The 20,095-nt window shown below is 69.6% G+C and carries 19 protein-coding genes; 8 read left to right on the plus strand and 11 right to left on the minus strand.

The annotated features are described in order from the left end of the window. Window positions 1–22: 22 nt before the first annotated feature. Window positions 23–931: a helix-turn-helix transcriptional regulator gene (locus ACODT5_RS11200; protein WP_422519011.1), complete on the minus strand. Its 909-nt coding sequence runs from the start codon at window positions 929–931 to the stop codon at window positions 23–25. 730 nt (window positions 932–1,661) lie between these two features. On the opposite strand from ACODT5_RS11200, the gene ACODT5_RS11205 reads away from it, so the two are divergent. Next, window positions 1,662–2,291: an LmbU family transcriptional regulator gene (locus tag ACODT5_RS11205; RefSeq protein ID WP_422519012.1), complete on the plus strand. Its 630-nt coding sequence runs from the start codon at window positions 1,662–1,664 to the stop codon at window positions 2,289–2,291. A gap of 154 nt (window positions 2,292–2,445) precedes the next feature. Here the strand turns inward: ACODT5_RS11205 and ACODT5_RS11210 are convergent, their stop codons facing one another. From ACODT5_RS11210 to ACODT5_RS11235, 6 genes are all read right to left on the minus strand, one after another. Beyond that, window positions 2,446–2,970 (minus strand): hypothetical protein, encoded by a 525-nt coding sequence (locus ACODT5_RS11210; protein ID WP_422519013.1) that lies wholly within the window; start codon window positions 2,968–2,970, stop codon window positions 2,446–2,448. 29 nt (window positions 2,971–2,999) lie between these two features. Next, window positions 3,000–3,674 carry a hemerythrin domain-containing protein gene (locus ACODT5_RS11215; protein WP_422519014.1) on the minus strand — a complete coding sequence of 225 codons (675 nt, stop codon included), beginning with the start codon at window positions 3,672–3,674 and terminating at the stop codon, window positions 3,000–3,002. A gap of 318 nt (window positions 3,675–3,992) precedes the next feature. Beyond that, window positions 3,993–6,188, minus strand: a complete 2,196-nt coding sequence (locus tag ACODT5_RS11220) for an MMPL family transporter (RefSeq protein WP_422519015.1) — start codon at window positions 6,186–6,188, stop codon at window positions 3,993–3,995. A gap of 23 nt (window positions 6,189–6,211) precedes the next feature. Next, complete coding sequence (locus tag ACODT5_RS11225; RefSeq protein WP_422519016.1) at window positions 6,212–7,138, minus strand: TauD/TfdA family dioxygenase; 927 nt, start codon at window positions 7,136–7,138, stop codon at window positions 6,212–6,214. Next, the gene (locus ACODT5_RS11230) at window positions 7,135–8,757 is read right to left on the minus strand and encodes an AMP-binding protein (RefSeq protein WP_422519017.1); all 1,623 of its coding nucleotides are present in this window, start codon (window positions 8,755–8,757) and stop codon (window positions 7,135–7,137) included. Before ACODT5_RS11230 ends, ACODT5_RS11225 begins: the two co-directional genes overlap by 4 nt. Beyond that, window positions 8,747–9,400: a thermostable hemolysin gene (locus ACODT5_RS11235; RefSeq protein ID WP_422519018.1), complete on the minus strand. Its 654-nt coding sequence runs from the start codon at window positions 9,398–9,400 to the stop codon at window positions 8,747–8,749. Before ACODT5_RS11235 ends, ACODT5_RS11230 begins: the two co-directional genes overlap by 11 nt. 978 nt (window positions 9,401–10,378) lie before the next feature. Between ACODT5_RS11235 and ACODT5_RS11240 the strand changes: the two genes are divergently transcribed. Beyond that, window positions 10,379–10,720, plus strand: coding sequence for a HopJ type III effector protein (locus tag ACODT5_RS11240; protein ID WP_422519019.1), 342 nt, complete (start codon window positions 10,379–10,381; stop codon window positions 10,718–10,720). A gap of 60 nt (window positions 10,721–10,780) precedes the next feature. Here the strand turns inward: ACODT5_RS11240 and ACODT5_RS11245 are convergent, their stop codons facing one another. After that, complete coding sequence (locus ACODT5_RS11245; protein WP_422519020.1) at window positions 10,781–11,293, minus strand: hypothetical protein; 513 nt, start codon at window positions 11,291–11,293, stop codon at window positions 10,781–10,783. A gap of 268 nt (window positions 11,294–11,561) precedes the next feature. On the opposite strand from ACODT5_RS11245, the gene ACODT5_RS11250 reads away from it, so the two are divergent. Beyond that, window positions 11,562–12,362, plus strand: coding sequence for a bestrophin-like domain (locus ACODT5_RS11250; protein WP_422519021.1), 801 nt, complete (start codon window positions 11,562–11,564; stop codon window positions 12,360–12,362). 67 nt (window positions 12,363–12,429) lie between these two features. Here ACODT5_RS11250 and ACODT5_RS11255 read toward each other — a convergent pair whose 3' ends face one another. The 3 genes from ACODT5_RS11255 to ACODT5_RS11265 form a co-directional block, all read right to left on the minus strand. After that, window positions 12,430–12,924 carry a barstar family protein gene (locus ACODT5_RS11255; protein WP_422519022.1) on the minus strand — a complete coding sequence of 165 codons (495 nt, stop codon included), beginning with the start codon at window positions 12,922–12,924 and terminating at the stop codon, window positions 12,430–12,432. Window positions 12,925–13,142: 218 nt separating this feature from the next. Further along, complete coding sequence (locus tag ACODT5_RS11260; protein ID WP_422519023.1) at window positions 13,143–14,354, minus strand: IS4 family transposase; 1,212 nt, start codon at window positions 14,352–14,354, stop codon at window positions 13,143–13,145. A gap of 91 nt (window positions 14,355–14,445) precedes the next feature. Beyond that, window positions 14,446–15,066 carry a lipase family protein gene (locus ACODT5_RS11265; protein WP_422519024.1) on the minus strand — a complete coding sequence of 207 codons (621 nt, stop codon included), beginning with the start codon at window positions 15,064–15,066 and terminating at the stop codon, window positions 14,446–14,448. Window positions 15,067–15,654: 588 nt separating this feature from the next. On the opposite strand from ACODT5_RS11265, the gene ACODT5_RS11270 reads away from it, so the two are divergent. Genes ACODT5_RS11270 through ACODT5_RS11290 form a run of 5 tightly spaced genes read left to right on the plus strand, consistent with a single transcriptional unit; the run spans window position 15,655 to window position 20,093 of the window. Further along, a complete protein-coding gene (locus ACODT5_RS11270; RefSeq protein WP_422519025.1) occupies window positions 15,655–16,890 on the plus strand; it encodes an ATP-binding protein in 1,236 nt (411 codons plus the stop codon). Continuing rightward, complete coding sequence (locus ACODT5_RS11275) at window positions 16,887–17,735, plus strand: roadblock/LC7 domain-containing protein (RefSeq protein ID WP_422519026.1); 849 nt, start codon at window positions 16,887–16,889, stop codon at window positions 17,733–17,735. Before ACODT5_RS11270 ends, ACODT5_RS11275 begins: the two co-directional genes overlap by 4 nt. Then, on the plus strand, window positions 17,728–18,120 hold the full coding sequence (locus ACODT5_RS11280; protein WP_422519027.1) for a DUF742 domain-containing protein: 393 nt from the start codon (window positions 17,728–17,730) through the stop codon (window positions 18,118–18,120). Before ACODT5_RS11275 ends, ACODT5_RS11280 begins: the two co-directional genes overlap by 8 nt. A gap of 4 nt (window positions 18,121–18,124) precedes the next feature. Continuing rightward, complete coding sequence (locus ACODT5_RS11285; protein WP_422519028.1) at window positions 18,125–18,685, plus strand: GTP-binding protein; 561 nt, start codon at window positions 18,125–18,127, stop codon at window positions 18,683–18,685. 10 nt (window positions 18,686–18,695) lie between these two features. Beyond that, window positions 18,696–20,093 (plus strand): cytochrome P450 family protein, encoded by a 1,398-nt coding sequence (locus ACODT5_RS11290; protein ID WP_422519029.1) that lies wholly within the window; start codon window positions 18,696–18,698, stop codon window positions 20,091–20,093. Window positions 20,094–20,095 lie beyond the last annotated feature (2 nt).

The following is a 20,095-nucleotide window of genomic DNA, read 5'->3' on the forward strand; positions in this document are numbered from 1 at the left end:
AAGGCCAAAGGCAGAAGGAAAGCTAGAGCCAGCCTTTTGCGGATGCTTTGACGCCCGCCTGGAAGCGGTTCTCCGCGCCGAGTTTGCTCATGAGCGTCGCGAGGTTCCGGCGGAACGTGCGAATCGAGACGCCCATATCGCGCGCGATCGCCTCATCCCGCACTCCGGCCAGCATCAGCCGCAGAATCGCCCGCTCTTGAGGAGTGGGCCCGTTGTCCAGGTCCCGGACGAGGTCCTCCAGCGGAGTGGCGGTGATCCACCAGTACTCCAAGGCCTGCCGCGCGGCCCTGGCCAGGAATTCGGGACGCAGGACGGCCAGCGAGGGGGCGCCTTCCTGCTGTGGCCCCGACATGATGGTCACCGTGTCGCTCACGATCAGCCGGAACGGCACGGATCCCAGGAGCCGGATCTCCACGCCGAGCTCGGTCAGTTCGCGCAAGTGCTTGGCCCCGTTGGGCGATCTGAAGAACGACTCCGCGTAGATGCTGCGCACGGCGACGCCCCGCGAGCGCACGTGGCCCGTACGGGCCACTTCCTCGGCGAGCTCCGCACTCTTGGCCACGGGCCCGGGGAACATGCTCAGGATCTGGTTCGTCGCGACCGCCCCGGCATCGAGCAGCGCCTCCACGATCTCCGCCGGATCGGTCAGGAACTCGGCGGTGTACACGGCCCGGCGGGGCCCACTGCCGTCCTCCGGCCGGGCCGGGTGGCGGCCGACGGAATCGCCGAGACTCTCGAACCCCCCGGCCATCTCGCGCAGCGCCTTGGCGGCCTGCTCGATCATGCGGCGCATGGCGGCTTCCTGGCCCAGCGCCATGTGCGCGTCCGAGCCTGACGGCGACCATTCGGCCACCGCCCCGGGCTCCGCCGCAGTCTGCGCGTCCCACGGCAGCCCCGAAGGGCCGCGCCACGCCTGCCCCGTACCGTTCACCCTGTCTTGCAAGGTCTCCCCCCAATGGTCCGGTCTTCAGATCACCCAGATCATCGTCCTGTTTGCAGCAGGTTCCATCGCGGGATGGTCGATTGCCCGATAGCGCCATGGCTGCACCCTTTGATACGGGTACCACCCGCCCCCAGCCTTGGCCTCCCGCTGCCAGGCTGATTAATGCCAGTCGATTGATCTGGACCACGGCCCGAATGCGATGCCAGACTCCCTGTTGACCAGCGCAGTTGCTCACCGCCCGGGAAGCGGTAGATCCACGTGAAACTCCACATACCGGCCACCCGTGCTCCAGGACTCGGCGTGGCCGACCGCCGTCACTCGTCGAGCCGCCGTCACTCGTCGAGCCGGCGACACTTTCGCGCCAAAGTGCCGCGCGCGGCACGGTTCATCAGCTACTCCCGGGACGGTGGTCAGGCACTGCGGCCGGACCGTAGCACCTGACCACCAAGAGGACCCTCATGAACTCCCGGTGACTCGTTCACGACCCGCCACGCCCCTCTCGTGGCGAGAAGCGCACGAACCCCTCGACGGAAACTCCCCACCCCGTCAGCTTCGACCCATGTACCCGCACCACTACGGCTCTTCGCCCCATGACCAGGGCGCTGAACCGCGTTCGACGATGCGTTACGGGGCGGAGCGGTCGGCACACCGACGGCTCTCCTCCGGCTTTCACCGGCTTTCCCTCCACCGACCGACCTTGACCAGAGAAGCGATCAGCATGGAGACGTCCGCCAGCACGACCACCCTGCGCACCGCGCCCCGATCCTCTCCCGGTGCGGCGGCCCTCACACGCCGCACAGGCCTGTCCCTGCCACCAGACTTCCCCCTGGCCGAGTGGAAGCGGTTCGGCAAGCACCTCTACCTGATAGCGGACTCTTCGAGCTGGTGGCTCGGCGACTGGCTCATTTTCGGCCAGGACATGTACCCCGGACGCTACCGGCAGGCCATGGAAGAAACATCCCTGGACTACAAGACATTGCGGAACTACGCCTGGATCGCCAGGCGGTTCCCGGCCGCCGAACGGCACCCGAAGGTCAGCTTCCAGCACCATGCCGAGGTCGCCTCGCTGGAGCCGGCGAAGCGTGCGATGTGGCTGGAACGCGCCGCTCAGGAGGGATGGTCCCGCAACACGCTCCGACAGCACCTGCGGCAGGCGGCCCTGACAGGACCGGCCGACACGGCCGACGAGCGCGAGGACAAGCAGGTCCAACTCCAGGTGCGCACGACCGCGGAACGGGAGACCCTGTGGGCGGGCGCCGCCGAGCGCGACGGCCGCGATCTGGCCGAGTGGATCATCAACAGCCTCGACCGTGCCGCGAAGCGGGATACGGATCCTGCGCGCGGTTAGCCTGATCCTCAACGTTCGGCGCCGAAGGGTCGGATCGAACGTGACCACCCGGTTCGACAATCGCCGCACACAGAAGCGGCCTTCGCCTGGATCCTGTTCTCCGACCAAGGAACACACACGTCCAGCGCGAAGGCCGTGAGGACGAGTGAAGTCCTCAGTCGATGGTGAAGGCCCAGAAGATGCCGACTTCTTTGGTGGAGACGGCGATTACACCGCAATCCATCGCGTGGCCCGTGAAGCCCTCATAGGCGCCCTCGCGGCGGAACATATCGGCGTGGGGGTTCTCTCGCGCCGTTGACGCGTTGGTGAAAAGCAGCGCGTCTTCTCCGAATCTTTCCAGGATCGTTCTCGCCTGCGAGGTCAGCTCGGCCTCTCGCTCGTCAAAATCCGGAATGTCCTCGGTTTGGAACCACTCACCCTGGAGAGTGACCAGGATTTGTTCGGCGCCCCTCCTGGATATAGGGAAGGCCGTGCTGAAGTCTCCTGGCGTGACAGTAAGGAACGGGCTGTCCGCGACAGCCTTCGGCCAGGCACGCGGATCGTCCGTCCGATGCTGCATGACGTCGAGGGCGTCCAGGCGCCAGTCATCGCGCCGCCGCGGCCCCACGGCCGCGAACATTCCCTCTCCGAAAAGGGCCCGCAGGGAACTTTTCCACGAGGTGGCGTCCATCTGAATCACGGGCCTGACCTCGGTTCTCCACGTGCGCGCTACGGGTGCTGGGGCTTGTCGATGGGAAGGGAGTAGTTCTCGCCGAAGGCTGCTCGCCGGGTCCTCTTCAGGCGGGCGCTGAACAGGCGTGCGATGAGGACGGCGGGTACGCCGTGCTGCTCGCCCGGCGCGGCCACGGACAGCAACCAGGACGGCAGGAAGCTCATCGTCCAGCCGGGGGCGGTCTTGCGCATGTGCGTGGCGTGCTCCTTCCAGATCTGCTCGCCGAGGGCCGGGGAGAGCCGGCCCAGCAGCTCCCGCTCCTCGTCACCGGCGTGCTCGGCGAGGTGATCGTGTACGCCCGCGGTGAGCTGTGCCAGTTCGGCGGCGGAATCGTCGGCCGTGCCCAGCCTCGTGCTCGCCACGTGCCAGGCGTGGAGCAGCTTGGCGAGCATCTCGTGTTCCTCGGTCATCAGGTCCAGCGCCGCCTCGTCCGCGCCGAGTTCGCGCAGCCGGGGCCAGAGGAAATCGTCCTCGCCCTCGTGGTGGTGTTCGATGACCTGGAAGAGCTTGTCGACGTAGGCCCGCAGCGCGGCCGCCCGCTCGGGGTCCGGGGTCGTGGCGAGCTGTTCTGCGGTACGGGCTATCCGGCCCAGGTCGTGCACCATGGCTCGGTGGGCCAGGAGCATCGTCTGGTGCGCCGGCAGCAGCGGCGTGGTGGCGGACGGATTCATCAGGACTCCTCGGGAAACGGCTCGGTCGCGGCGGGGTGCGGCGCGCAACGGAAGTACCTCCCCGGGCGAAGAACTGGCCAGCCAGCCAGCCTGCTGGCTGGCTGGCTGGCTGGCTGGCTGGCTGGCTGGCTGGCTGGCTGGCTGGCTGGCTGTGGCAATCCTGCCCGCATGGAATCCAGGCCGGGTGGATTCCGGGTCGAGTGGAACTCGGGCGGGCATCCGGCGGGGGCCGCCCCGGGGCTGGTGGGACGGTCCCCGGGGCGCACGCTCGAACGCGGTCCTGTCAGCAGCTCCTTTTCTACGGTGCCGGGCGCGGGCTCACGCCGAGGGCTTGACCAGCTCCTGGGTGCGGGGGGCGGGGGTGGGTTCCGTTGGTTCCGTTGGTTCCGTTGCCTCCATGCGGTCCAGTCGCAGTGCTCGGTGCAGCCTGCGCAGCGGAGCGGGGGCCCACCAGTTGGCGCTGCCGAGCAGGACCATGAGCGCGGGTACGAGCAGGGCTCGTACCAGGGTGGCGTCGAGGATGACGGCGAAGGCGGTGCCGAGTCCCAGTTCCTTGACGAAGACGAGCCGCGACAGTGCCAGCGCGCCGACCGCCACGCAGAACAGCAGCGCCGCCGAGGTGACGGTGCGGCCGGTGCGGGCCAGTCCCTCGGTGACGGCGTCGCGGTCGTCCAGGCCGGAGGCCTTGGCCTCCTTGATCCGGCCGAGCAGGAAGACGTTGTAGTCGGTGGACAGGCCGAAGGCGAGCGCGAAGACCAGCACCGGGGTGGTGCTCTCGATCCCGCTCTGTGCCTCGAAGCCGAGGTTGCCGTCCTGGAAGACCCAGACCAGGAAGCCGAGCGCGGCCCCGGTGGACAGGGTGTTCATCAGCAGCGCCTTGAAGGGCAGCACCACCGAGCCGGTGAAGGCGAACAGCAGCAGCAGTGTCACCACGGCCAGCACCCCGATGGCCAGCGGCAGCCGGTCGCGGATCCCGTCCTTCTGGGACAGGAAGTCCGCGGTCTGGCCGGTGAACTTGACGGGTGCGGGCGCTTCCAGGGCCCGCACTCCCTCGACGGCGTCCCGGGCCGCGCCGTCCAGCGGCTTGCCCGCGAGCACCGCGTCGATCTCCCAGTGCCCGGCGTCCAGGCGGGCCGGCGGAGCCACCGCCACCACTCCGGGAATCCGGGCGACCTCGTCGGCGTAGGCCTGGAGACCGGCGCCCGCAGCGTCCTCCACGACGATCCGCAGCGGCGAGGACGGCGGCTTCTCGAAGTCCTCGGCCATCGCGGCGGCGACCTTGCCGGCGCTGATGTCCGAAGGCAGGGCGGAGGCGTCGGCCCCGGTGAAGCGGATGCCGAGCACCGGCGAGGCGACGGCCAGCAGTACCACGATCGCCGCGACGGCCACCGTGACGGGCCGGCGCATCACGCCGGAGGCGATGGCGCGCCAGCGCCGTACGGCCGGGTCCTCGACCCGGGTGTCCCGCTGCCGGCGGCGCGGGGCCAGCGAGTTGACCCGCTCGCCCAGCAGGGCGAGGATCGCCGGGAGCCCGAGGACCGCGAAGAGCACGGCGGCCAGCGAGGTGATCACCCCGGCCAGGCCCATGGACCGCAGGTACGGCTGGGGGAAGACCAGCAGCGCGGCCAGTGCCGCCGCCACCGTCAGACCACTGAACAGCACGGTGCGCCCGGCCGTCTCCATGGTCCGGCGCAGGGCGAGGACTCCGGCGCCGTGCACGGCGATCTCGTCCCGGTACCGGGAAATGATCAGCAGCCCGAAGTCGACGGCCAGACCCAGCGCGAGCGCGAAGGCCAGGTTGAGCGCCCCGGAGGACACGTTGCCGAACAGCATGGCGAGGCGCAGCCCGGCCAGTGTGAACAGGAGCGTGAAGATCGCGCCGACCAACGGCAACAGCGCCGCGACCAGGCCCCGGAAGACGAGGAACAGCAGGATCAGGATGACCGGCATGGCCAGGCCCTCGGCCATCGCCAGGTCCTTGGCGGTGACCTGGCCGACCTGGACCATGCCGATGGTCGGCCCGCCCAGGTGCGCGTGGCCCTTCAGGACGGGATCGGCGTCGATCGCCGCCATCAGTGCCTTCTCGGCCTCCTTGGTCTCCTTCTCCGTCATCGGCCGGACCGCGCCGAGGACGACCGTGCTCCGGCCGTCCTTGGAGATGAGCGCCGGGTTCCGGTCGGTGGCGTAGTCCACCACCCGCTGCACCTCGGGCCGCTCCTTCAGCAGGGCGATGCCCGCGGAGACCGCCCGCGGCGGTTCGAGGCCGGCCCGGATCGGCTCGTCGGTGCGGATCAGCAGGGCGTAGCCCTGCTGCGGATCGACGCCGGTGGCGTCCTGGATGACCGAGCGGGCCACGGTGTGCGGGCCGGTCGGGTCGTCGTAGTCGGAGAGGCCGTTGGTGACCATGGTCTGGACGGCGCCGCCGAAGACGGCGGCGAGGACCGCGCAGACGACGGCGACCAGGAGGGCGAGTTTCCGCTTCGCGTGCAGCACGGAACCCAGGGTGGTGAACATCAGGGATCTACCTTCGAGAGGAGTCAGGCAACTGCGGGCCGGGCGGGCTCGATGAAGCTGAGCGCGTTGTAGATGGTTCGGTCCGGGTCGGTGATCGCCCTGCGGCCGTGCATCACGCGGGTGTTGTCTATGACCGCCACGTCGCCGTCTCGCCAGTCGAGGTTCTCGGTGAGGGACGCGGTGGTGCGGGTGATCTCGTCGAGCAGGTCCGCCGGGATCTCGCCGCTGTCGGCGAAGGTGATGCGCGGCTTCTCGTAGTTGAAGGAGGGGCCGAGGATGCTGTTGGCGAAGGAGAGCCGCTCGCCGAAGAGGGTGGAGTCGACGGCCGGCGTACGGAAGGCGTAGTGCACCCCGCCGTCCGGGTCCGGTGTCACCACCGTGCCCGGAACCGAGGTGGCGAGCGCCTCCAGCTCCGAGACGTGGATGTCCTCGGCGGGCTTGCCGGTCAGGTGGTGGGCCATGGCCCGCCACTGGGGCTCGGCCACGTAGCGGCTGTAGACCAGGTCCTCGGAGCCGAAGGCGGTCCGCGCCTCGTCCGACAGGGCGTCCCAGACCCGGTAGCCGTCGCACACGGTGGTCTGCGAACCGGTCGCGGCGGCCTTCTCGCAGAAGAACCAGGCGAGATGGGCCCGGAACGGGCTGTTCCCGTTCTCCGTGTGCAGGCCGACCTCGTCCAGACCCGCGTCGACCTTCTGGGCCACTTCCGAGTAGAAGTCGCGGGCCGGGTCGAGCGTCGTGGAGGAGGAGGTGTTCTGCACGAGGGTGGTGAAGGAGGCCATGTCCGCGCCGAATCCGCGCAGCAGCAGGAATCCCGCCCCGGAGAGCAGTTCCCGCAGCTCCGCCGGGTCGATCGCGGTCAGGTCCTGCCCTTCTCCGGGCTCCACCAGCAGCCCGCTGCCGGTGCCGTAGGACGTGGTGCGCAGGGTGCTGGTGAGCTGGGCCGTGGTCATACGGTGATCTCCTCGCGGGTACGGGTCAGGAAGGTGCGGACGGCGTCCCGGCGCGGACGGCCGGTCACGGTGAAGCAGGAGGCGTACTCGGGGTCGTCCTCGGCCAGCAGGCTGATCGAGGTGACCCGTTCGATGTCGGAGAGCCGGCCGGGACCGAACTCCTCGATCAGGGCGCGGGCCTGGTCCCGGTCGGTGCCGGAGTCGATCACGAAGAGGCCGAGCACCTCGTCGAGGCCGTCCGCGACGATGGCGGCCTCGCGTACGAAGACCAGCTCGCGGTAGCGGGCCTCGACCCACTCGGGCGACAGGTTGCGGCCGCCGGCCGTGATGACCAGGCTCTTCTTGCGGCCCGTGATCCGGATGTAGCCGTCCTCGTCGATGGTGGCCAGGTCGCCGGTGTGCAGCAGCCCGTTCTCGTCCACGTGGACGCTGGAGGGGTCCTCCTGGGTGTAGCCGGCGAACAGCGAGCTGCTGCGGATGAGCAGTTCACCGTCCTCGGCCAGCTCCACGTGGACGTGGTCCAGCGGGCGGCCCACCGTGCCCAGCCGCTGCCGGCCCGGGAAGTTCCAGGCGACCACCGAGCTGTTCTCGCTCAGCCCGTAGCCCTCGTACAGGGTGATCCCGAAGTCCGTCAGCCGGTCCAGCACCTCCGGCGAGACCGGTGCCCCTCCGCAGGCGATGAAGACCGGGTCGGTGTGGCCGAAGAGCCGCATGCTGCGCTGGTCACGGTCCTCGTCCGGGTTCTGCTCGCACAGGGACAGCAGCAGCCCGGCGACGGTGGGAGGGACGACCATGGCCGTGGGCCGTGCCTGGCGCAGCAGCGAGAGCATGCGCGGGCCCGCCGAGGCGGAGGTGCCGATCAGGGCCGTGCCCGGCGGCAGGAAGGTGACGCTGCCGCCGTTGAGGAAGGGCATGTACAGCCCCGCGACCTGCTCGATGAGCAGGCTGAGGGGCACCACGGACAGGTAGCGGGCGAAGGCGGCTTCGTCGACGCGGCCGCCCAGCGAGGCCAGCAGCGCCTCCATCCCGTGCAGCCGGATCTTCACGCCCTTGGGCGCGGAGGTGGTTCCCGAGGTGTGCACCACCTTGACGACGGTGTCCGCGGCGGCCTCGGCCTCGGCGATCTCCTCGGCGAGCGGCGCCAGCAGGGTGCTGTCGGCGGCCCGGCCCAGTGCGTCCATGTCGATGTCCTGCACCGGGCAGCCCGCGGGCAGCACCGAGGTGCTGCCGGCGGCATCCAGCCAGTGCGCGCCCTGGGGATCGACCAGGCATACGTCGGCCCCCGCGAGCAGCGAGGCGGCCTGGTCCGGTGTGAAGGCGGTGGGGACCGGGATCTCCACCGCCCGTGCGAACAGCGCGGCCAGGTCGGCGACGACCCACTCGGCGGAGTTCTCGGCGAGCAGCCCCACCCGGACCGGGCGGCCGAGCTCGGCGCTGCGCCGGCGCAGGCGCGCGGCCAGCACGCGGGCGGCCCGGATGATCGTCCGGTAGCTGTGTTCGGCGCCCGGGGCGCCGTTGGAGGTCAGGACCTTGACCATCGGACGGTCGCTCTCGGCCTGCGCCAGCAGAGCGGCGGGCAGCGAGCTCCGCGTGGTCGCGGACGCGATGTCAGGCAGCACGGTTGAGTTCCTCCCGCTTGATGGAGAGCAGCCGGATGTCCACCGAGTCGAGCGCGTACCGCTCGAAGCCGGTGAACAGCTGCTGGGTGTGGTCGGCCAGGGTGCCCCAGCGCACGGCGGGCTTCTGGTCGTAGAAGGTGCCCCAGGTGGCCAGTTCCTCGGGCTCCAGCCGGGAGCCGTCGGCCTCGCAGAGGCGGTGGGTGATCAGGCCGATCCGGGCGGCGAGCCGCGCGGACCGGTCCGTCATGGTCATCACCGCGTACGAGCGGCCCAGGCACGTCGAGATCAGCGGGAAGGCCCGGTAGATCTCCGCGCCGGCCAGCGGCTGGACCGAGGCGACGCTGCCGAGCTGGACTATCTGGTGGCGCTCGATGGGCCGGCCGGTCTCGCGGGACAGCGTCTCCTCGAGGGAACCCTCCAGGTATCTCTCGAGGAAGACGGGTCCGTTCTCCGGAAAGGAGACACCGATGCAGGCCTGGACCGCGTCCCGGCCGTCGTCGCCGGGCGCCACATAGGCGATGAACTCTTCTGGATCCGGGGTGATTTCGGCCCCGAAGCTGCGTGCGAACACCTTGCTGACCAGGTCTGCCGATTCCTGCCAGTCCTGGGTTCCGCGTCGGGCGAGCACAATCTTCACGTTCATGTCCTCTCGAATCGGCCGTACTCCGTTGGTAGGGCGCTGTATGGGGAAGTCACCGCTGCAGGTCGCCGCAGCCGGTTGCCGCTGCCGGTTGCCGCTGCCGGTCGCGGCAGCTGTCTCGCTCTCGCCGGAGCGCACGGGGAGATGCCCGCCGGACATCGCAGGGGCTCGGCCGGGCCCACGGCCGGCTTCTCGTCGTCCACCTCGGGTCGAGGATCCGGTTCGGCGCAATGTGCGGGGCGCGGTGGGAGCTCGGGATCGCGGTGGGAGCCCGGGAGCTCGGGATCAGCGCCTCTGGCAGCCGGGTGCCACGGCGCTGCCGGCGCAGGGCGGACAGAACAGGTCGCTCGCAGCCGAACAGGGCCGGCTGCGGCAGATGGCGCGTCATGACCTGGCTCCCGACCCCTCAGGGCAGCCGGCGTAAAGGCCGGTCGAGCATGGCCTGGCCGATGTTCATGCGTAGAAGTCCCATCCCCGTACCCCGTTGACGGCCCGGCACGTCGTCCCGGGCAGTGAGCTAAGAACCGCTGCCGACTTCCCGGCCCAGCGCGGCACGAGGGTGCCGCCGCATGGAAACCCGGGAGATCCTTGCGGTGTTCTGATCGGTCCCGCTTCGCTTCCACACGTCGGCCATGTGTGGTGCAGCATTCATTCGGATCTCCCTTCCGGGGGACACACCGGGCCTGACCGCAAGTGGTTCCTACGCCAAACACTGTGGCCGGGACCGGTAGCGCCCCCCTTGAGGGACGGTTGATCGAAGTGCGGAACGCGACGTGGGGCCAACCCGCTCCGGAGCTCCTGCGCGGGCCGCCGTCACAGGGCGCCCGTCGACACCTCCGGCCGGGGCCGGCGCCCTCGTGACCTGCTGAGATGCCGATCCTTCGGACGTGTCGCGCGATTCCGGGGGGCCGGCCGCGAGGGGGTAATGTCGTCCGGTCACGGACGGCGATCGGATCGTCCGTCATACCCCGGGGAAGCAACATGACTGATCTGAACTCGCTGCGGGCGAGCCTTGCGTCGGGTGGGCACGAGTTCGCCGACACCTTGGCCTTCGTCGCCGCGCACTACGCGTACCAGCCGCAGGCGTTCCGCAACGGGGACGTGGAGAACGCCGCAGGCGAGAACGAGGGCTCCTGCAAGACGCTGGGACTGGCCGTGCTGGAAGGGCTGAGCGACCAAGAGGCGCTGCTGGCGTTCGGTGAGCACTACCGCAGTGTGGTGGCGACGCCGAACGGCACTGATCACGCCAACATTCGCAACCTCATGGCCCACGGCCTGGCAGGGGTGAGCTTCGCCGGGCAGCCGTTGGCCCGCAAGAGCTGAACCCGGCCGACGGATCCGGACCCCGGGAAGCCGCCACTCCGGGAAGTGCGCGGCCGGCCGTCACCTCGCGCGTACCGGCGCCCACAGGCTGACGCTCCAGATGTCCTCGTGCCCCGGGTGGCAGCCCCGCTCCTCCTCCTCGTCGTCCACGACGAGGACGGAGACGCTGGACGCGGCCGCCCGGTATTCGAGGAAGCCGCCCTGGTCGGTCACCTTGAATTCCGGGCCTCCGGGGACGCGGGCGAGCGCGTTCCGCACGTCCTCCCAGGCCACGTAGCGGGGGAACCCGACACCCGTGTTCCGGGCCCATTCCTCTCCCGTGCCGTGGTCGGATGCGAGCCGGTGCAGCTCGATCGACCCGCCGGACGCCACCCACTCCTCGCCGCGGTTGAAGTAGAACTCCACGAATCCGTAATCACGGCGCAGTGATGCGCCGCCCTCGCCGACGACATCGACGACATCGACGAAGTGGTGTGCGAAGGCTCGGTCGACCTCGTCGAGGGTGGAGCCGATGCCGATGCCGTGCAGGCGTCCGGTCGCGATGACGGAAGCGAGGAATTCGGTGCCGGTCACGGCCGGTTCTCCCATGTCAGCAGGTCTGCACGTACGAGCGTACGTTCCCGGAGCCCTGGTTCACCGAAGGGCGTCGGCCGGTTCGCCAAAGTCCATCCGCGTACTCCCCCCTTCGGCCGGGGCCGTCTCCGTGCGCCGTCGGGGTCCGCTCCGGGCTCTGGAACGGGGCCCGGAGCCGTGCGGGGGCCGTTCGGGTGGCGGGCCGGGCGCGGCGGCGGGAGTGGGGGCGGGGCAGGGCTGGAGGATGCCCTGACGGGAGGTGTGGCCGGTGGTGATCATCGTGGTGCTGGTGCTCGCGCTGGTGGCGTCCTTCGCCGCGAACCGGTACCTGCGCCCGCGGCTGGTCCGCGACAGCGAGCCGGGGATGGGCGTCCAGGACCTGATCGGCCCGATGCAGACCCTGACCATCCTGCTGCTGGCCTTCGTGCTGGTGACCGCCTCGTCCTCGTACGGGCTGGCCGACAGCGCCGCCCGGCGCGAGGCGCACGAGCTGGGCCACCTCGCGTCGATGGCGGGGTACGCCCCCGAGCCCCAGCGGACTCGGCTGCTCGAGGACACCGTCTGCTACGCGCGGACGGTGCGGTTCGCGGAGTGGCCGGCCATGGCCGAGGTCCGCGCCTCCTCCGCCTCCGACGAGTGGAGCGGCGATTTCCCCGAGGTGTTCCGGCAGTTGCGTGCCGAGCAGGCCTTCGGAATGCTGATCGCCGCCGACGACCAGCGGGCGCTGGCCCGTGAGGAGCGGGTGGCCCAGGCCTCCCCCAGCATCCCGGCGCCCATGTTCTGGTTCCTGCTGTGCGCGCTGACGGTGACCGTGATCTCCCTCGGCATCGCCGTTCCGCACCGGGACAACCGCGGACAGCTCGCCGCCCTGGTCGTCATCACGGTCCTGCTGGGCAGCGCGCTGTTCATCATCCGCGACGTGGACCGCCCCTTCGGCTGGCTGATCAACGTACCGCCCAAGGCGATCGCGGCCGTCGAGTCGCAGACCCTGCGCACCCTGCGCGCCTCGCATCCCCAGGCCGTCCTGCCCTGCGACGCTCAGGGGAACAGGACCCGGGCCAAGGTGTGAGCCCCATGACGACCCGAACGGACACGGAAGGCGTGGCCGGCGGGGCGGACGGCACGTGACATGTCGGCTAGGCGCGCGGTGGGGCGTGAAGCGCTTCGAGCTGTCTCGCGACCTCGGACGCGGTCTCCTTGCCGCAGGACAGGACGACGGAGAGCCTGCTGAGCGTGACGCCCTCGGGCCTCTTGGTGTAGGACCACCGCCGGCCGGCGCGCCATAGGGTCCTGAAAAGCTCCGCGCGCGCGACGTCGTCCTCGGAAAGGACGCTCTCGGCGGCGTCGACGATGAGGACGTGGCGGTCCGACGAAAGCCATTGGAGGTCGCGGAGGCAATCGTGGAACGAATTCCAGTTCCATCCGAAATACGCGGGGAACTTCAGCAGTTCGTCGAAGTGCTGGAACGTCGAGAGCTCGTCGGTCATTCGCCGACCGTCCAGGCGTGCCACGTAGACGCTGCCGGACGTGGGCAGGAGTTCGTCCAGACCCACACCGCCGCCTGCTGTGATGACGTGCATCCACGGGGCGATGCCGGGCACCGATTCTGCTTCTGCTTCTGCTTCTGTCATCAGTTCACCCAGCTGGGACTTTAACCCCAATGCCGTTGATTTAGGGGTCTGGTGGAGGTGTGACGGCCGCGATGACCTGCAGTGTTTCTGCCGGACGACGGGTTGGCTGTAGCGGTCGTGGCCGGTCGGGGTTCCAGGAAAGGAAGCGGGACATCTTGCGCTTCGCCTGACGGATCACGGCCCGGAGTCTGCGGGGCGGGTTGATCTCTTCCTCGAGTTCACGGGCCACCGTGGACAGGTACTGAGGGGGAAAAATCCCTGTTCAGCGAGGTGATGCTCCGGCGGGCTGCCCGCAGGGCCGCGGAGAAGGAGAGCCGGTCCGGATCAAGTGGTTCACTGCGGTTCACCGCTGCTCTGTGCATCAGGACTCTCAGGCCGGTGTAGAGCACCAGGTGTGCGTAGATCTCCTGGAACACCAGGTCAGGGCTCTTGCTCGGCATGACGGTGCGGGTGCCGATCTGGGTGGTTTTCAGTTCGGCGAGGGTGTTCTCCACCTCCCACCGCTCGCCGTAGAGGGCGGCCAGTTCGGCGGCGGGCGCCGTTTCGGGATCCATGAGGGTGGTGATGAGCCGGTAGCGTTCAGCCTGGTCACGGCCCGGGATGTCCAGGCTGTACTCGATCACGCGGACTCGGATGTCCTGGGGCAGCCGGACGCTTCGCCCCCGCCCGCCGCGGACGGTGGAGGTCCACGAACCGTCGGGAAGAACCTCCTCGACGGGCAGTTTCCAGATACCGGGGATCCGCCACAGCAGGTCAGCTCCGGTGGCGGCCAGGTGCTGCCAGATATGGGCTCCGGGCAGGCCTCGATCGGCCAGGACCAGCATGCCCGGCCGGAGCGAGCCGGCAAGCCGTTCGGCCAGGACCCGTTCCTTGACCCGGTAGGAATCGACCGCGGCGTCGCAGACCACGTGGGTTCCGGACTCGACCAGAACCATGACCCGGGCCAGCGGATATCCGGTGGGTCCCTTGCCGGCCTTGGTCCGAAGTCGCCCCAGCCCGGCCTCATTGGCCTCCGTGTCCGCAGCCTGCAGCGTCGTCCCGTCCATCGCCATCAGCCGGAAACCCCGCCAGAACGCCCCCGGCGTCCGCTCGTCGGCCACCGCCGCCCCGGCATGAACCAGCAGCTCACGCAGCACCTCCACCCCGAGATTCTGGCGGGCACGGAAAACGGCCGCCTTGTCCGGGACCCGCCAGGCACCCCACCCATCCTCACGCCGGACCGCCTCGGCCAGCGTCCGCAGGACCTCCCGGTACGGCTCACCGGAGAACAACGCCCGCGCGAGCACGAAGTACACCATCAGCCTCGGCGGCAGCAGCCGCACCCGCACCTCACGGCTCCGGGACTTCGCAAGCACCGCGTCCACCAGCTCCGGCGGGAACACCTCGGTCAGATCCCCCAGCCCGATCCGGTCCACCAGTCGAGCAGTCATCGGACGCCACCCCCTGGTATCCGTTGAACCGCCAAATCACCTCTATGTCAACGGCATTGACTTTAACCCACCCTCTACGCGGGGGTGGGACCTAGGCGAGGTGGTCCAGCAGCCAGGAGCCTTCCGCGCTGGGGATCAGCAGGCCTTCCGGGTCCGCGGGGGCGGTGGCGCTGTCGTCGAAGTCGTCGTCGCTCAGGCCGCTGGTGTGGTCGCCGACGACCAGCTTGACCTTCTTCGGCCTCCGCGGCCAACTGCCCAGCCTGTCCAGCTCGGCGTTCTCCTCCGGGGACGGCGCCGTTCCGTTGAAGGAGAAGTAGCCGGCGGCTCGGTGGTCTTCCTGCCGGGACTCCATCCGGGCGAGGGCGTAGCGGACCACCAGGGCTCCCCTGCCGATGCCGCCCACCGCCAGGGGTGCGCCGCCGATCTGCTCGGCCGCCGCTCGCCGGAGGGCTTCCGTGACCGTGTCCGCCAGGTCGGCCAGGGGGGCGGCGCCATCGTCGAAGCCGACCAGGATCAGATCGTGGCCCCGGGCGTGCAGTGCGTCACCGAAGGAGTACGTGGTGGTGTAGAGGCGGGCTTGGAGTGCCTCGAGGTTCGTCTCGCCCGGCCCCGCCTTGCTGGCCAGAATGAGCGGCTTGACGATTCCCTTGTCGCTCGCGGGAAGTATCCGTGCCGTTCCGGCGTCGAGTCTCCACTCCTGATGTGCAGTCACGAGTCCTCCAGGGGGCTGGCTTTGGCGGTGCGGTCCGCCGCGTCGGCGCACTGACCAAGAGAAGCTGCCCGGCCGCGGCCGGCGAAAGAGCGAAATTCCGCCGCCAGGCCGAGAGTCGATCGTGAACGCCGAGTCGATCGCGCCGGATCCGCCGCGCCCCGCTCGAACTCCCCCCAATGAGACGGGCGCCACAACCTGCCGGCGGGGCCCGCCCGTCCGGCGCTCGGTTGGCGGTGCGTCAGATAGATGTGAGAGATCACCGCTCCTCTCGTGAAGAACTGCTTAACAGATCGATTGCGGTACGGGCGGGCCGGCGACCGGTACAGGGGGTCGAAAGTCCATGTCAACCCGCCGTCGTGGCGCCTTGGTTGGGGGGATGCGGTGCGATAGTGGGCGTCCGGCGGGCCGAACATCCGGTGATAGCATCCCGGCATCTGTGATCTTGTTCCGTTTCGACGCAGATGCTGATTTGGATCGGCGGCATGCTCTCCGCGTAACAGCAGGTGAACCGTGCCGATCAGCTGTGTTGCGGGGCCTCGCGAGGTGTATCTGCAGCCGTCCGCATGGCACGCGCCGGGAAAGGTTTCCATGAATCGAGACGCACTTGTGTGGTGCCTGGTCGTGGTGGCGGCGATAGCCGTCGCCGCGGTCGTGGCACTCGTCGCCCGCAACAGAGCACTGGGGGCGAAGAAGGAGCACACCGAGGCCGAGTTGAGGCATCAGCTGCTCGCGGCGGACAGTTACCTGCACGCGTCGCACGCCGAGCTGCAGAGGTTCCGCAGCGAGCAGGACGCCACGCTCCGCCAGGCCAAGGAAGCGGCGGAGGAGAACACCAAGGCCGTCCTCAAGGGTGCCGCCAGTCTCCTGCAGAGCCTCGCGGCCGAGCAGACGACGCTCCTGGACGGCATCCAGCGCAAGTACGGCGGACACAACGTCCTGAGCGACCTGTTGGACGTGAACCACGCCAACGCCCAGATGGCGCGCAAGGCTCAGGGCATCGCCGTCATGTGCGGTGCGCCGCTCGGCCGCCGCAGCAGGCCCGCCAGCGTCTACGACGTGGTGCGCAGTGCCCAGGGCCAGATCCGCAACTTCCACCGGGTCGCCATCATGCAGCAGACCAGCCTCGCCCTGAAGGCGTCCGCGGTCGCGCCCGTGGCCCTCGCCGTGGCGGAGCTGCTTGACAACGCTGCCAGCTTCTCGCAGCACGACGCGCCGATCGAGGTGACGTTCCAGCGCGTCCAGAACAACCTGTGCATCGTCATCGACGACGCCGGTGTCAGCATGAACGACGAGGAGCGGCAGCGGGCGACCGCGCTGCTCTCCGGGGAAGTCGCCCCCCGCCTGTCGCAGCTCGGGACCCAGCCGAAGTTCGGCTTCCCCGTCGTCGGCCTGATCGCACGTCAGCACGGCTTCAAGGTCGACGTCACCGGAGTCTCCCGGTACGGCGGCGTCAGGGCCGTCGTCCTCCTGCCCGAGGAGCTGTGGACCATGGAGGAGACGGCGCCCGTCCAGGAGGCTCCGGTCAGTGAGATCCGGCGCGCCACCGAGAGCCGGCCGCCACAGCCCGTCGCGCCGCAGCCCACCACGCCCGAGCCCACGCTGTCGCAGAGCGCGACGTCGCGCACGATGCACGGTCTGCCCAAGCGCGGCGCACGCCAGGCGCCCATCGCGAGCGTCCCCGATCCGGACGCCGCCGCACCGGCGCCGCGGACCTCGGGGGAATCGGGCCGCGCTTCCGGACGCAGTCTGGGCGCCTTCCAGCGGGGCACGCTGTCCGGTCGCAACCTTGACGCCACCTCGTTCGAAGGGCCCGAAGAGGCATGACCGCAGACCTCTCGTGGATGCTCGAGGACATCGTGCACAACGTGCCCCGCGCACGGCACGCCGTCCTGCTCTCCGCTGACGGCCTTCCTCGCGGCGCGACCGAAGGCCTGGCCGAGAAGGACGTACGCACCATCTCCGCGGCCATGGCCGGGATGCAGTCGCTCAGCCGGGCGACGGCCCACTTCGCCGGTCCGGAGGAGGACCGGCAGTGGAACCAGACCATCATCGAGTTCTCGCACGGCTGGAGCTTCCTGATCGGGGCGGGGCAGGGCTCCTACCTCGCCGCCGCGGCAGCGCCCGATGTGGACATGCAGCAGATCTCCTTCCGCATGCACCGTCTCGTCGCCCGCCTGGGCAACAACCTCACCTCGCCTCCCCGGGTGAGCAGCGAGGACGCCGGAGGTCCGCGCGGGAGCGCCCCGCGGAAGCAGAGCGCCGGTGACGCGGGATTCGTCCTCGGCGAGCTCGACCGGGTGATGTCGGAGGTCAAGGGCGCCCGCCACGCCGTGCTGCTGGGGTCGGACGGCCTTCCCCGCGGAGCGACCGACGGGATGAGCCGCGACCTCGCGGACACGATCTCCGCGGCCATGACGGGCATCCACGCCTACAGCCGGGTCACCTCCCAGTTCGCGGGGACCGCCGAGGACGCGCAATGGCGCCAGACGGTCATCGAGTTCCAGCACGGATGGATCTTCCTGATGGCGGCCGGCCCCGATGCCTTCCTCGCCGCCGCAGCCGAACACGACTGCGACATCGAGCAGTTCACGACGCGTCTGCACGAGGTGGTTCCCCGGCTGACGGCGACGGCGACGGCGACAACAGGGAAGGGGACAGGCCGTGCCTGATGGGTTCGAACAGGACGACGAGCTTGAACTGACTTCCCCGTTAGTCCCCCTGTTCGTGATCACGAACGGACGAGCACTGCCCCCGGAGCACGAGTACGAGCACACGACGCTCGTGACGGCGGCGGTGGAGAACGGACAGGTCGCGGCGCGCACGCTGTCGCCGGAAGCCGGGCAGGTCATGGACCTGATCGCGAAGGGCTTCCTGTCCGTGGCCGAGGTGGCAGGGCACACGCACCTGCCCCTGGGCATCGTCCGCATCCTGCTGGCGCAGTTGGAGGATGACGGCCTCATCCTCGCGAGGACACCGATACCGCGCGCCGAACGTGTCGACAGAGAACTGGTCAGCGCCGTCCTCGAGGGCCTGAAGAATCGATTCGGAGCGTAAACGCGTGTACCTGGATCCAGACGTCTCCCACGCGGTGAAGATCCTCATAGTGGGTCACTTCGGGGTCGGCAAGACCACCTGCATCGGCAGTCTCTCCGAGATCGAGCCCCTGAGGACCGAGGAAGAGATCACCGAAGCCAGCGTGGGCTTCGACGACTTGTCGGGCACGCCCGACAAGACGACCACCACCGTCGCCATGGACTTCGGCCGGCTCACCCTGAGCGACACCCTGGTGCTCTACCTCTTCGGAACGCCCGGCCAGGAGCGCTTCAAGGAGATGTGGGAGGAACTCTCGCGGGGCGCTCTGGGCGCGCTGGTGCTCGTCGACCCGGAGCGGCTGCACGAGTCCTTCCCCGTCCTGGACCTCGTCGAACGTTTCGGCCTGACGTACGCCATCGCCGTGAACCACTTCGAGGGCACCACGCACTACCCGCTCGACGAGATCCACGAGGCCCTCAACCTCACCCCCGAGACCCCTGTCGTGGAATGCGACGTGCGGGACGAGAACTCCTCCGCGCGGGCCCTCATCACCCTCGTGAAACACCTCATGTCCCAACTCGGCTAGGAGCGCAGGAATGCAACAGCCACACGACCCGCACGAGATACCCCCCGGCTGCCCTGCGCACGGGAACGTCCAGATGTACGGCCCCTCGTTCGGAGCCGACCCCGAAAGCCACTACGCGGAGCTGCGCCACTACGGTCCCAGCGCGCCCGTGGACATCGCGCCGGACGTCCAGGTCGAGCTCGTCACGAGCTACGACGCAGCTCTGTACGTCCTGCAGAACCCCGCCTCCTTCGTGCGCGACTCGCGCCGCTGGAACGCCCTCAACGAGGGCCGCGTCCCGGCCGACAGCCCGGCACTGCCCATGATGGGATACCGCCCCAACGCGCTCCTCAGCGACGGCGCGGCACACGCCCGACTGCGGCTGGCCGTCACGGACAGTCTCGCCACGGTCGACGAGCACCAGCTCATCAGGCAGACCCAGCAGTCCGCCAACTACCTGATCAGTCAGTTCAGCACGGACATCCGCGGGCAGGCGGAGCTGATGGCCGAGTACGCCCAGCCGCTGCCCCTGCTGGTCTTCAGCGACCTGTTCGGCTGCCCGCCCGAGATCGGCGACCGCGTGATCGCCGGCATCAGCGGCCTCTTCGAGGGAACCCCCGGCGCCGACGAGGTGCTCGGCGGGGCGCTCACCGAGCTGATCGCCCTCAAGCGGCGGCGCCCGACGGACGACCTGACGACGCGCCTGATGGAGCACTCGGCCCAGCTGACCGACGAGGAGGTGCTGCACCAGCTGGTGACCCTGCTCTCCGGCGGCACCGCGCCGCTGGCCGCGGCCATCGGCACCAGTAGTGCCCTGTACCTCGGCGAGGACTGGCAGGCCGGCCTTCCCGTCGAGGACGCGGTCTCCCAGACGCTCTGGAACTTCGCTCCGATCGCCAACTACGCCGCGCACTACCCGACGCACGACGTGGAGCTCGGCGGCAGGATGGTCCGGGCCAACGACCCGGTCCTGATCTCGTTCGCCGCGGCCAACACCGACCCGAAGTTGACGGCGCACAGCGAACAGCTCAGCTCCAAGGCCCACTTGGCGTTCGGAGCGGGCCCGCACGCCTGCCCCGCCAAGGACCCGGCCTTCATGATGGCCGTGACCGCGGTCGAGACGCTGCTCAACCAGCTGCACGACGTCGAGCTGCGCGTCCCGTTCAAGTCGCTCACCTGGGCGCCGATTCCGTGGAGCCGCTCGCTGGTCACCCTCCCGATCCGCTTCACCCCGAGGAGCGTTCCCCAGGCGGCGGGCTCGGCCGGGGCGGCCGCGGCGGCCGGATCGACCGCGGGCTGGGCACCCCAGCAGCAGACGGCCCCCGCCGCTCCCGCCAACTCCGGTCCCTCGCATACGGGTTCCGGTGCCGCACCGCAGTCCAAGGGCGGGCTGTTCAGCCGCTTCCTGGCCTGGACCAGGGGCGAGTAGAC

Origin of the sequence: Streptomyces tatrensis (assembly GCF_049310065.1) — a bacterium.
GTDB lineage: Bacteria > Actinomycetota > Actinomycetes > Streptomycetales > Streptomycetaceae > Streptomyces.